General features: G+C 36.3%; 12 protein-coding genes. 4 read left to right on the top strand and 8 right to left on the bottom strand.

The annotated features are described in order from the left end of the window. Nucleotides 1-18 precede the first annotated feature (18 nt). Together ACMHJ2_RS02050 and ACMHJ2_RS02045 are read right to left on the bottom strand one after the other, a co-directional pair. The gene (locus tag ACMHJ2_RS02050; protein ID WP_413511300.1) at nt 19-417 is read right to left on the bottom strand and encodes a hypothetical protein; all 399 of its coding nucleotides are present in this window, start codon (nt 415-417) and stop codon (nt 19-21) included. 53 nt (nt 418-470) lie between these two features. Continuing rightward, nucleotides 471-1,562: a diphosphomevalonate/mevalonate 3,5-bisphosphate decarboxylase family protein gene (locus ACMHJ2_RS02045; RefSeq protein ID WP_413511299.1), complete on the bottom strand. Its 1,092-nt coding sequence runs from the start codon at nt 1,560-1,562 to the stop codon at nt 471-473. A gap of 227 nt (nt 1,563-1,789) precedes the next feature. Here ACMHJ2_RS02045 and ACMHJ2_RS02040 point away from each other — a divergent pair, with 227 nt between their 5' ends. Further along, on the top strand, nt 1,790-2,410 hold the full coding sequence (locus ACMHJ2_RS02040) for a hypothetical protein (protein WP_413511298.1): 621 nt from the start codon (nt 1,790-1,792) through the stop codon (nt 2,408-2,410). A 195-nt stretch (nt 2,411-2,605) separates the two neighbouring features. Here the strand turns inward: ACMHJ2_RS02040 and ACMHJ2_RS02035 are convergent, their stop codons facing one another. Continuing rightward, entirely contained in the window at nt 2,606-3,091 is a 486-nt protein-coding gene (locus tag ACMHJ2_RS02035) for a PH domain-containing protein (protein ID WP_413511297.1), read from the bottom strand. 10 nt (nt 3,092-3,101) lie between these two features. After that, nucleotides 3,102-4,316 carry an NAD(P)/FAD-dependent oxidoreductase gene (locus tag ACMHJ2_RS02030; RefSeq protein WP_413511296.1) on the bottom strand — a complete coding sequence of 405 codons (1,215 nt, stop codon included), beginning with the start codon at nt 4,314-4,316 and terminating at the stop codon, nt 3,102-3,104. Nucleotides 4,317-4,435: 119 nt separating this feature from the next. Between ACMHJ2_RS02030 and ACMHJ2_RS02025 the strand changes: the two genes are divergently transcribed. Continuing rightward, on the top strand, nt 4,436-5,005 hold the full coding sequence (locus ACMHJ2_RS02025; protein ID WP_413511295.1) for a hypothetical protein: 570 nt from the start codon (nt 4,436-4,438) through the stop codon (nt 5,003-5,005). Continuing rightward, entirely contained in the window at nt 5,005-5,400 is a 396-nt protein-coding gene (locus ACMHJ2_RS02020) for a hypothetical protein (protein WP_413511294.1), read from the top strand. Before ACMHJ2_RS02025 ends, ACMHJ2_RS02020 begins: the two co-directional genes overlap by 1 nt. Before the next feature lie 60 nt (nt 5,401-5,460). On the opposite strand, the gene ACMHJ2_RS02015 is transcribed toward ACMHJ2_RS02020, so the two are convergent. The 4 genes from ACMHJ2_RS02015 to ACMHJ2_RS02000 all read right to left on the bottom strand — a co-directional run bounded on the left by ACMHJ2_RS02015 (nt 5,461) and on the right by ACMHJ2_RS02000 (nt 9,600). Next, nucleotides 5,461-6,156 carry a carboxypeptidase-like regulatory domain-containing protein gene (locus ACMHJ2_RS02015; protein WP_413511293.1) on the bottom strand — a complete coding sequence of 232 codons (696 nt, stop codon included), beginning with the start codon at nt 6,154-6,156 and terminating at the stop codon, nt 5,461-5,463. A 54-nt stretch (nt 6,157-6,210) separates the two neighbouring features. Further along, nucleotides 6,211-6,936, bottom strand: a complete 726-nt coding sequence (locus ACMHJ2_RS02010) for a YqjF family protein (protein ID WP_413511292.1) — start codon at nt 6,934-6,936, stop codon at nt 6,211-6,213. A 413-nt stretch (nt 6,937-7,349) separates the two neighbouring features. Next, complete coding sequence (locus ACMHJ2_RS02005; protein WP_413511291.1) at nt 7,350-8,279, bottom strand: GYDIA family GHMP kinase; 930 nt, start codon at nt 8,277-8,279, stop codon at nt 7,350-7,352. Between the two features lies 1 nt (nt 8,280). Further along, complete coding sequence (locus ACMHJ2_RS02000; protein WP_413511290.1) at nt 8,281-9,600, bottom strand: hydroxymethylglutaryl-CoA reductase, degradative; 1,320 nt, start codon at nt 9,598-9,600, stop codon at nt 8,281-8,283. A gap of 488 nt (nt 9,601-10,088) precedes the next feature. Between ACMHJ2_RS02000 and ACMHJ2_RS01995 the strand changes: the two genes are divergently transcribed. Continuing rightward, nucleotides 10,089-12,254: a S9 family peptidase gene (locus ACMHJ2_RS01995; protein ID WP_413511289.1), complete on the top strand. Its 2,166-nt coding sequence runs from the start codon at nt 10,089-10,091 to the stop codon at nt 12,252-12,254. Nucleotides 12,255-12,256 lie beyond the last annotated feature (2 nt).

Genomic DNA, 12,256 nt, shown 5'->3' with positions numbered 1-12,256 from the left:
TATTCATTAATTTTTTCATTAAATAGAGAACCACCAATTACCGGTTCTAAAGCCAACACGCGGCATCCAATTCCAATTGCTATAATTTCTATAGTAGCCATTGTAACCCGAATTGTAATTATATCCATAATCGGAATAATAAGAACGTCCGTATTTTGCTCTAGCCATGCGTTCTTCATGACGGTATTGTCGTTTCAAAGCTTTTCTTTCTTGCTTTGCCTCATACCAATCATACGCTTTATAGGTATCTTGTACGGTTTCTCCTAAATTGACCAACAGAGAATCGCGTTGTATCGTGTATTTTTCAAGACTAACACGGTAATTTGGATTCTGATCTTCAGTAGGAGTTTGTGCGCTAACTTGATAAGTAAACAAGCTACACAATGCGAATCCTACTACTTTTATAATATTTTTCATAGCTTGGTTGTTTTAAATTAAACACTTTTATTGTAACGTAAATATAGCACTTTTTATTCTATAAATAAAGCACCTGATCCTATTTTATCTTCAATAAAGTGTTCATTCTGACAAAATTTGCTTAAATCCTCGCGAATAAAGTTCAAGACCTTCTCTTTTTCATTTTCTGGAAAAAGTACATGTACATTCGCACCTGCATCCAAAGTAAAACAAACGGGTAGTTGAGTTTTAGCCCTAAACGCCCAAATTCTTTCAATAATTTTCAGGGTATTGGGTTTCATTAAAATAAAATACGGCAGGGAAGTCATCATCATCGCGTGTAAAGTCAAAGCTTCACTTTCTACCAAGGCTATAAATTCTTTTACATCTCCAGTTTGAAGGGTCTTTTTTAATTTGCTCAAATTTTGATGGGCTTGTTGAAAGCGCTCACTCGAAAAAGGATGATCGTGCATTAAGTCATGCCCCACAGTACTTGATACTTGTTTTTCTCCTTTATCCACTAATAAGATTACATCTTGGTAGTTTTTAAACTGTTGATGTATTGCAAAGGGAGCTTCAATCCCGTATAAATCTGAACTTCCTTCAATTTCTTCATGGACACCCCAAATAACAACCTCACCAGCAATACTTCTACAAGCACTTCCTGAACCTAATCGCGCTAAAAAAGAAGCCTTCTTAGTAAAATAATCATTCGCCATTTCTGGATGGAGTGCACGTTCCAAAGCCATGACATTCATCGCTAAAGCAGCCATCCCAGAGGCAGAAGATGCGATACCTGAACTATGTGGAAACGTATTGGTTGTATCTATCGTAAAATGATACGCTTCTATATAAGAGCAATAAGGAAGAATACGCTCAAAAAACTTTTGCACTTTGGGCTTAAACTCTTCTTTCGGTTGCCCTTCAAACAACAAATCGAAACTAAGTCCCTTTGCTTCTTTTTTTGAAAACACTAAAGTAGTAAGGGTCTTACAATGGCTTAAAGTAAAGCTTAAAGAAGGATTGGCCGGAATTTGATGTGCTCTTTTCCCCCAATACTTAACTAGCGCAATATTACTTGGAGCGCTCCATGTAAATTTTCCTTGCTGTACGGAATTAGATAGGGTACTTTTTGCTTCAAATACAAAATCATTTGCGTGTATCATTTCTTTCAAATTTTTACAAAAATACTACCTTTTTACAACATACATACTTCTTGCTCCCGCATCTCTCTTATTTTTTTTATGATAATAATATACCTATTTAACTACATTATCCACACCTATTGCATCAATTTAATACAAAAAACGTTATTAAAAAATAAAAAATAATTGCAAATTCAACAAACATATCTTACATTAGCCTTACACCAAACTACCAAATGCATAAAAACATGAAAAAACTACTCCTTACAACAGTCCTCAAAAAAAAATCAGAGGGTATTCATTCTGTTTTTATTTACACAGAATCTACTTTTTTAAAAGAAATTCAGACCTCTTCTCAAGCTAGCATACTTCTTGATAATTCGGTTAAGGAACTAACTTTAGTGTATGGAAATGTACATCAATCTTTTGCTGTAGAAGAACTAACGGACGCTAAACAACAAACCCTTCAGTTAACAGAAGACTTAGTAATACAAGTACGCTTAGTGAACAAAATTCAACTTTTGGATCGCACCAATTTAGCGTTAGGTCTATTTTCCGGTTTACTCACCATTGGATATTCGCTCTTTGCCAATTCGGATTGGAGAGAGTTTTTATTTTTATTAGGAAGTACAATTATTGTTTTACTGCTGTTTATGCTACTTTATAAGCATCCCATTCACACGAAGCATTATAATCTTAGGATGTTTACAGCAATAAGTGCTTTAGTTCTAATCTTTATCCTTATTCCTATGGAAAATTGGTCACTTAAAACTTTGATTGGATTATCGACCTTAACGGTTATCACCCGATTTATTAAAGACTACCAACGATCTCTTCATTTAGTCTATAATCCTTTCATCAAACCATAAAAAAATATGGAAGGTTTTGCCTTCCATATTTCTTTTAGCACTTACAAAATTACATACACTTATAAATCTTCATCTACATCTCTGACTTATTCGTTGTGTGTTCGCCAAAGGAACATAAAATCCACACGTTTTCAACTCAAATCAAATAAACTTATCAACAAGGTTATCACCAATTCGACATTAATTAAGATAAGTTTAGGAGTTGTAAAAATACTGATTCACTTTTTGCTGTATTGTCTTTCTACTTTGTACACTAATATAGTCTTCACCTATTGGCGCACTAAACATAAACATTGGGTTTGCAGGAAATTCACTGGATGTCCTAAACAGTAAAAAATAGCTTTTCCCTGATCGCCCTGATTGCATCCATTCATTTAATTTGTAGTAATCAGGTACCGATCTTCTTTCTCTAACTACAATTAAAACATCTTTAATTTCAGTCCAAGGCAAGTATTTTTCTTGAAATAGGCTTTTATAAAGTACACCCTTTTCATCCACGCTTACTTTCATAAATAGTACTTTATAAAAGAAAACTACAAACAAAAAGAAAAGAAGTATAGCAACAAGCTTTACTAAACCAGTTCCTACAACTAAAAAGAAAATACCAGTTCCTAGAAAGGGCCCTAAACACATTGCTAGAAGTAAGCTGCAGCTACTTGCGTTATAATAGTTGAATTTCATATCTTATATTTTAAAATTTTGAGGCGATATCCTGAGCTGCTAAGAATCCGGTTGTCCAAGCATTTTGAAAATTAAATCCACCCGTAATCGCGTCGATATTTAAAATTTCTCCTGCAAAATACAAATCTTTACAATTTTTGCTTTCCATCGTTTTAAAATTCACATCGCGCAAATCAATTCCGCCTGCAGTCACAAATTCTTCTTTAAACGTACTTTTACCATTTACTTGAAATTCGCCTTCTTGCAATTGTACAAGCAAGGCTTCCAGATGCTTATTACTCAAATCAGCCCACGTTTTTGCTTCGTCAATTTGTGCGGACAAAACCAATCGCTCCCACAAACGCGTGGGAAAATCAAACAAGCCTCTTTTGGTTACCATTTTTTTGGCATGTTCGAGTTTAAACGCTTTCAATTGCTCGAATAAATCTTCTTTCTCGATCTCAGGTAACCAATTGACAACAATATGAAATTGGTATTTTTTTTCCGCTAATAGTCGAGCTCCCCAAGCAGAGATACGCAAAATACCGGGACCACTCATCCCCCAATGGGTAAGTAACACAGGACCCGTAGCCTCTAATTTCGTTCCTTTGACCTGAATGGATGCAGGTGTTGAAATCCCCATCAAATCTTTAATTCGCTTATCTTTTATATTAAAAGTAAACAAGGAAGGAACGGGTTCAACCAAACGATGTCCCATTTCTTCCATCAGTTGCCATATCTTTGGATTACTTCCGGTTGTAAATACTAGTTGAGAACAGGACATACCTTCTTTGGTGGTGTCTAACTTCCATCCCTTTTCACCTTGGTAAATGCTTTGAACACTAACGCCCTGTAGAACGGTAATTTTAAATTTTGCTACTGCCTGTGTAAAGCAATCAATAATAGTCTGTGAAGAATCAGTGATCGGAAACATACGCCCATCTTCTTCTATTTTTAACTCTACCCCATATTTCGCAAACCATTCGATCGTATCGCCACTGCAAAATTGATGAAAAGGCCCTAGTAATTCTTTCGAACCTCTTGGATAAAACTGTACCAATTCTTTGGGATCAAAACACGCATGCGTGACATTACAACGACCACCGCCTGATATGCGCACTTTTGAGAGTACCTCTTTACCGCGTTCTAAGATAGCAATACGCAGATTCGCATTGCGCTCGGCAATATTTATAGCCGTAAAAAAACCAGCAGCTCCACCTCCAACAAGTATAACATCATAATGCATAAAATACCTAATTTTCTATTAAGTAAAGATCTCTTTTTTATTCCCTTCGAAAATTTTATCTTTACAGCCACAAAGATACTTACTTACAATCGCATCCCTATCATTGTAAAATCAAGATTATGAAAAAATTGCCCTTTTTATTGCTGATTGCTTTATTCACTATGTGTAAATCCATCCCGCATGGAAACAATAGCAGTACGAGCAGTAACACTTCTTCTTCAAAAGATTTATCTATTGAAGAGCGCCTAGAAGAAATTAAAGAAGAAAATCGATTACCTGAAGAAAAAGACGTTATTGATTTACCAGACTATGCCCAAGTAAGAGATGATTTTCGTTCGGTTACTGAAAAAACCCGAGAATCGTATTTACAAGGTATGCAAGCTACGGGAGACAAATTCAGTGTGGTTATTTTAACCCAAGGGTTTAAAGGAGAAAATATTGTTGTTAAAAATGATACGAAGACTTTTTTCAAAGGCATGACAATGAGTGATTTATCTACAGGTATCGCCAAATCCGTTCGCGTGGATAATACCGCTGATTTTACAGTACTTGATACCTATACAAACAGTGAAGTAACCATCGATAAAGATCATGCGAAGATGTTTAAATTTATTTACATCATGAAAAACAGCAGCAAAGAGACGCCTTTTAAAGTGACTTTTAGCAATACGCTTCGACCTGTTCGATAATGGAAACAAGAGATACTATTTTACGACTTATACAACAAACGGCTCTTATTTTAAGGGCCTTTTTTAATCAATTGCCAGAAGACGACAGCGAACAAGTCACCCAAGATTTCACTGCGCGGTTGAAAGAGCAAACCTCCGTCGATTTAGAAGTACTCCTATCTTTGGAAACCCCTCAGCAGATACAGGATTTTTTTGCTTTACATCCTGCTTTCGATACTAGCAATCAAGAAGTATTAGCTGATTTACTCGTTGACTTGGCTGAAAAAATGACAAATAAAAACTTCGAGGTAAGTTTACAATACAAAAAATCAGCCTTAAACCTCTACCGTCATATCAATAAAATCACACAGACACATGACAGTGCTAGACAAAACAAAATAAACAAATTAAGCTAACGAATGACGTAAACAAGTGTTTGTTTTAATTTTTATCGCACAAACGCATTTCTTATTGCTCTAGAAAAACAACCACTTCTTCTTGCGTTTTACCACAAATTCTCCCATCATATTCTCTGTATCATCCTTTAATGATACATATAAAGGTTTATCAAAGTCTTTGATTTTAATCCGTTGCGTTTCCATTCCAATAAACTGAATGATTATTTTATTCTTTTCAAATTCATCTGGTACTTCTAATTGAAATTTCCCTTCATAATCGGTTCCAACACCGCAATTCGTACCTTCGATAACAACTGCGGCACCAGGTAACGGTATATCTTCTACATCACAGACCTGTCCTTTTAAAATGCGTTTCGTTTCGCTATAAAATACTGGATTTGATTTTTCAGATTCAAGTCTCTTTATCTTTGTCACTTTCTTTGCCGTTTGTTCTGTAGTAACTTTTTCCTGTCCCGTGGCTGTAGCTGTAGCCGTTAATACTACTAAATTAATTGCAGCAGCAACAATCCCATTTAACTTTATACCTCTGAAAAGATCCGTATCCTTCAAGTTTGTATCTATCAATTGTACAGGGACTCTTCCACACACCTTTCCTTCTCGTTTAAGGTGTTGAACTAATTCATGCTTTGTATAGGAAGAAAAATCGTGAACTTCCTTTTCACAAACTGCACAGAAACGACCTTTGTCTATGGGGGGCATTTGATTCCAATCCTCGGAACAAGGTTTAGGTATTTGAAGGGTATAGTGAGCCATCGTGGTAAAGATTAAATAGGTATAAGCAATATGCCTTAGTTTAAACTAAGATACTTATTTTTTATCTACTTTTTCCCTTCCCCAAGCTACCACCTCAATGCCCTCTGAATAATTCGGTTCAATCACCTGCTTTTCGGTCAAATGCAAAGATCCAAAGGCATAATCCACTTTCTGATTATCAAATGAGATTTCTTTCAATTCCCAAAGTTTGTGGTGAATAGGATAGCGATAGAGGGTGTTTTTGACATAGACATACAAGCAATATCGCTCGGTAAGCCAAAGTTGTAAAGATGTTTTTTGGTGAACGACCTCTCCTATTTTATAGGTGGCTTCTAATTGAAATTTCTTTTTCTTATGAGAAGAAGTGTATACTTCTTTATCTCTTTGCATGGTTGCCTTTTCATAAGGCAGTCCCGATAATTTTTTAGCTACGTAAACAGAGAGGGACTTCCCGCCTTCAATATTCAAAAAATAAACCCCAGGTTTCCCGTCTTTCACCACATAGGTTCTCACGTTAATTTCATCAAAATTAGAAATAAAATCTACGGCTGGTAAATAACGGGGACGGATTTTTTCCATTGTAAAAGGCACGACAGAAATATAATATTTACCTTCAAAAGCGTCTAATTCAAGAGCGGGAGGGACTAACGCTCTCAACGCCTCAAAAGGCACTTCAAAATGTAGGAAAAGGAGTCGATTCCATTCTTGGTAGTAGCGCCAATTTTCTTGCGGTAAAGACCAAGGCCGGTGGTCAATTGCTTTTAAGATTTCTTGTATCATAGCTATTTTTTCTCTTCTTTCTTAAAGATACTGAAATTGATTGATACAAACGAGAAAAGGCATCCCATTAGGATACCTTTTCCTCAATAGCTTCTTCCAATATTGCTCATACCTAAAAAGCTATTCAATTACAATTGAACACATTCGGAAATTAAATGAGTTACCAACGAATTAAAACAGTATAAATATACTAAATTCCACTAAAAATACCTTACCCCTTCACCCTCTAGGGCTTACTTTTATCGTATGCGTAGTAAAAACTTCAAAAAACGACGAATCGAGTACCTCCATCTAGCCTCTTTTTCAGTATCCGCAGTCAAAGGCACAAAGAAGCAGAGAATTGTCATTCCATTTCTATGAAACAAGGAGTAGATTGCGCTTTAAAACAAAAAAACGCCTAGTTGAGCTAGGCGTTATGTCTTATTTTTTGGTAGGGTTATCATCTTTTGGTAGGGCAATACCGTTGCATACCCTTTGTTTTTAAAATAGTCGGTTGGATCTTCTTCTGAAACAGCCATAACAAAATCTCCGCCCCAAGCGCCTAAACTTTTAATCGTGCCTTTGAAGTCAGCAAATAATCGTTTTTGAATGGGTTGAATTTCTAAAATTTCACTTAAAATAGTTTCGTGCTCAACGAGTAACCCCTTAAAAACTTCTACGTCATTGGTACGAGCCAAAGCGTTACTAATTTCAGTAATGCGTTGAATTTCCTTGTGAATCAATCCTTTTTTTTCTCGATAAGCCACAATCGCAGCTTTACTACTTTGTTTTTCATTTAAATAAACAAAGTAAATCTGTTGGGCAAATGGAGGGTTAAAGTCAGCCAATTCAACCTTGGGGTGAATTGGATTCGTCAATTGATACACTAGGGAATGGCGATGTCGAGCACATGCGATATCATATCCACTACCACCAAAAGATTCTTGCAACAGTTGATAGGGATTAATGGTAAACCATTGGGCTACATTATTAATCCAAGTAGAAGAAGTACCCAATCCCCATAAACGAGGAAAAGTCAATTTGCTTTCCACTTTAAAACCGCTGCTTACTTTTAAAATAGTAGGGTTTTGTTGATGTGCTGCTCGCAAGACCTTAACTAAGGTTTGTATATACGCTGAACCGTGTATGTCCTCCTCTTCACTCAAGAGTTGTTTAATAGACACCTGTTCTTGCATCCAAATTTCGCCATCCACATCATAACTCGTCCAATAGACCTTCGGTTCTTCGATAGACTCAATATGCAAGGATTGTCCAAATGAAGTGGGCAAGGCAAAGGCAAGCGCTCCATCTAGCACTACATATTCGCCTGAAATAAGCAGTTTTCCATTGCTATAGAATTCCATGCTACTCCTTTCTCAATGTTTCCAACAATTCAACAACCGCACTGTGTGAGACGATATTTTTTTCAAAATGCGCCACTACTTTCACACGCTCGTCGTTCGTTGCTTTGAATTGGTTTAAAATATTCATCAAGTGCATTTTCATATGCCCTTGTTGAATTCCTGTCGTTGTTAGTGATTTAACTGCGGCAAAATTCTGTGCTAATCCGGCAACTGCAATGATTTGCATCAATTGAGTGGCACCAGGCTTTTGCAAGAGCTGCAACGCAATTTTCACCATTGGATGTAGAGAAGTTAATCCGCCAACCGTTCCAACAGCCAAGGGTAAATCAATCCAAAATTTAAAAATCCCATTTTCAATTGAAGCATGGGATAAGCTTCTATATTGTCCATCTCTAGCGGCGTATGCATGCACCCCTGCCTCGATGGCTCTAAAGTCATTTCCAGTTGCTAATACTACCGCATCTACCCCATTCATCACCCCTTTGTTGTGCGTCACGGCTCTAAAAGGTTCAATTTCTGCTATGCGAACTGCTTGTACAAATTTCGTTGCAAAAAGTACAGGATCCTTAATATCGCTTGCTTCTAAATCCTCCACTGGACAAGAAACTTCTGCGCGAACCACGCAATTCGGAACATAGTTTGACAAGATGCTCATGACAACATCAATCGCTTGCTCTTGATCCGAAAAGGCTGAATACTGCATCGCTTCTCGCTTCAAGGTCGAAGCCATTTGCTCCAAACACGAATTGATAAAATTCGCCCCCATACTATCTTTCGTATCGAAGGTAACATGTAACTGGTAATAGTTGGGTATTTCTTGTGTTTTATCACGCAAGGTAATAGCTAGGATTCCCCCCCCGCGTTTCTGCATATTTTGAGTAATCGCAAAGGTGTCTTCTAAGAATTGGGCTTGAGTATGCTGAATGAATTGTTCTAATTTTTGCTTGTCCCCTTTATACATAAAATGAACTTGACCAATTTTTTCTGTATCGAGAATCGTGGCTTTGAAACCACCGCGATCTGCCCAAAACTTAGCGGCTTTGGCTGCTGCGGCAATGACCGAACTCTCTTCAATCACCATGGGAATCGTATACCAAGTATCATTAATTAAAAAATTAGGAGCTACACCAAAAGGCAAATAAAAATTCGTTATCGTATTTTCAATAAACTCATCGTGCAATTTTTGCAATTCCACATCTGAATTCCAATATTGTTTGATTAAATCTACGACCGCTTCTTGGTTGTTTAAATATGTTTTTGCTATCCAATTGATTTTCTCCTCTTTGCTCAGTTTTGAAAACCCATTTATACTCCCTATCATGATAAAAATATTTTAGCTACAAAGATACATGATTCTATTTAGCAGATAAAAGTTATCCTACTATCTTCTAAAAAAAACAAAGCAAGTTCTGTTTACTATTTCTTTACACTAAGCGGGAATAAATTCGAGAGTTGGTAGGGCATAATTCCAAAATACGTCCAGAGTACTTCAACACTGTTTCAACACTGCTTCGACAAAAGTGCTTCTATCCTAGTATAGTTGAGGGATTCTTAACGTATTGTCGAAGGAACACTATTGAAAACCTTACAAAGTAAACAGGTGAATTATCTATGACGCAAGAATAATCTAAACAACGACCCTTAAAAAAAGAAAATAATCAGTATTCCGTGTTATTTATTCAAGGTATTGTGATTTTCTCTAGCAATACCGCGTCAATGAATTTAAGTTTTTATTAATAAATCTGAATGAAAATTGGCATAAACCATATTTTTTTAGTAAAATTGGAAGTTTTTTCGACTAAATAGACAATGAAATATAGTATACTAACCTCTCTAATTTGTGTGATTGCCACACAAATTAGTTTAGCCCAAAAGAATATTGAGCTATCAGAAATTTGGAATGGGACCTTTAAAACGGAGGCTATGCAGGCCGTCAATACGTTAACGACTCACAATCAATATGCGCGGATTGAACGTATTTCTGAACAACATCAAGTTATTAATTTATATGACTTTACAACTTTAGAAAAAACAAAAACGGTTTTCAGTAATGTGTCTTTTCCTGAAATCAAATCCATTGAAAGTTATGTATTTGACTCTAAAGAAGAACAACTTTTAATTGGAACCAATACGACCCCTATTTATCGTCGTTCTTTTTTAGCGGATTACTATCTTTTTAATCCTAAAACCAATCAGACGACAAAAATTGCCAATCACCCTATCCTAGAGCCTTTATTTTCTCCAGATGGTACGAAGATTGCCTATGCCTATCAAAACAATTTGTACATCTACACGATTGCTACCCAACAAACGATACAACTAACCCAAGATGGTCAGAAAAATCAAATCATCAATGGTATATCGGACTGGGTATATGAGGAGGAATTTAGTATTGTACGCATGTTTGACTGGAACCAAGCAAGTACTCAATTGGCTTATGTCAAATTCAATGAAACAGAGGTTCCTGAATATTCAATGGATATCTACGGATCCGCTTTATATCCGACTCAAGATACCTTCAAATATCCTAAAGCAGGTGAAAAAAATGCAGTCGTTTCCTTATTCATTTATGATATAGCAAAAACAGCAAATCACAACATTGATTTATCCGAATTTTCCGATTTCTATATTCCGCGAATCAAATGGACCAATGATGCCAAACAGTTAAGTGTTCAAGTAATCAATAGGCATCAAAACGATTTAAAAGTCTTTTTTGTAGATGGTACGACCCTTGCAAAAAAGCTAATTCTAAATGAAAAAGACAAGGCTTATGTCGATGTACATACGCTTTCCTTTTTAGCTAATAATGACTTTGTTTGGATGAGTGAAAGAGATGGATACAACCATTTATACCATTACAACAAAGAAGGTAAACTCCTGAATCAGATCACGAAAGGAAACTGGGAGGTTACCGATTATTATGGCCTTGATCTTAAAGCTAACAAATTATTCTTTCAATCCGTAGAAAGAGGTTCTATTTATAGAGATATTTACTCCATTGACTTAACGGGTAAAAACAAAAAGCTTCTATCGAGTCAATTGGGAACCAATTCGGCTATTTTCAGTCCAAATTTTGATGTGTTTATCAATACTTTTTCTTCGACGACCAAAGCACCTGTTTACACCTTACATCAAAGTAAAACAGGTAAAGTAGTCAAAGAAATTTTGAACAACACCGCTTTAGAAACGAAACTAAAAGCGTATCAATTGCCGCAAAAGGAGTTTATTCAAATTCCAACTGTTAATGGAGTTTTATTAAACGCTTGGATGATGAAGCCTGTTGATTTTGATGCTTCGAAAACGTATCCTGTTTTCATGTATCAATACAGTGGACCAGGTTCTCAAGAAGTGGCAGACAAATGGCTGAATTCCAATGACTACTGGCATGCGCTTTTAACTCAAAAAGGATACATTGTCGTAACCGTTGATGGCAGAGGAACCGGTTTTAGAGGAGCGGATTTTAAAAAGACAACGCAATATGAATTGGGTAAATACGAAGTTGAAGATCAAATTGAAGCAGCGAAGTATTTAGCGAAACAAAGTTATGTCGATGCAAATCGCATCGGTATTTGGGGTTGGAGTTATGGTGGATTTATGTCTACAAACTGTCTCCTAAAAGGCAATGAGGTTTTCAAAATGGCCCTTGCTGTAGCACCTGTAATTAACTGGAGAATGTACGATTCTATTTACACCGAACGCTACATGAAAACCCCGCAAGAGAATCCATCGGGTTATGATGACAATTCACCCTATTTCTTTGCGGATCAACTCAAAGGGCGTTTCTTATTGGTTCACGGTTCAGCAGATGACAATGTACATGTTCAAAACTCCATGGCTCTAATTGAAACCTTGGTTCAGCACAACAAGGATTTTGACTGGTTAATTTATCCCGATAAAAATCACGGTATTTACGGAGGAAATACACGCTTACAACTTTACACCAAGATGACTAATTTCGTCTTAAACAACCTATAACA

This window comes from Myroides odoratus, from assembly GCF_965118575.1.
In the GTDB taxonomy this organism is placed as follows: Bacteria; Bacteroidota; Bacteroidia; order Flavobacteriales; family Flavobacteriaceae; genus Flavobacterium; species Flavobacterium odoratum_B.
The sequence above is the reverse complement of the archived record's forward strand: the minus strand, read 5'-3'. Positions and strand labels throughout refer to the sequence as shown.

Bases quoted from the DNA above. Each gene is read 5' to 3' on its own strand.
- ACMHJ2_RS02030 (WP_413511296.1), bottom strand. From the start codon at position 4,316: ATGCATTATGATGTTATACTTGTTGGAGGTGGAGCTGCTGGTTTTTTT.
- ACMHJ2_RS02050 (WP_413511300.1), bottom strand. From the start codon at position 417: ATGAAAAATATTATAAAAGTAGTAGGATTCGCATTGTGTAGCTTGTTT.
- ACMHJ2_RS02045 (WP_413511299.1), bottom strand. From the start codon at position 1,562: ATGATACACGCAAATGATTTTGTATTTGAAGCAAAAAGTACCCTATCT.
- ACMHJ2_RS02025 (WP_413511295.1), top strand. From the start codon at position 4,436: ATGAAAAAATTGCCCTTTTTATTGCTGATTGCTTTATTCACTATGTGT.
- ACMHJ2_RS02015 (WP_413511293.1), bottom strand. From the start codon at position 6,156: ATGGCTCACTATACCCTTCAAATACCTAAACCTTGTTCCGAGGATTGG.
- ACMHJ2_RS02000 (WP_413511290.1), bottom strand. From the start codon at position 9,600: ATGATAGGGAGTATAAATGGGTTTTCAAAACTGAGCAAAGAGGAGAAA.
- ACMHJ2_RS02040 (WP_413511298.1), top strand. From the start codon at position 1,790: ATGAAAAAACTACTCCTTACAACAGTCCTCAAAAAAAAATCAGAGGGT.
- ACMHJ2_RS02020 (WP_413511294.1), top strand. From the start codon at position 5,005: ATGGAAACAAGAGATACTATTTTACGACTTATACAACAAACGGCTCTT.
- ACMHJ2_RS01995 (WP_413511289.1), top strand. From the start codon at position 10,089: ATGAAATATAGTATACTAACCTCTCTAATTTGTGTGATTGCCACACAA.
- ACMHJ2_RS02010 (WP_413511292.1), bottom strand. From the start codon at position 6,936: ATGATACAAGAAATCTTAAAAGCAATTGACCACCGGCCTTGGTCTTTA.
- ACMHJ2_RS02035 (WP_413511297.1), bottom strand. From the start codon at position 3,091: ATGAAATTCAACTATTATAACGCAAGTAGCTGCAGCTTACTTCTAGCA.
- ACMHJ2_RS02005 (WP_413511291.1), bottom strand. From the start codon at position 8,279: ATGGAATTCTATAGCAATGGAAAACTGCTTATTTCAGGCGAATATGTA.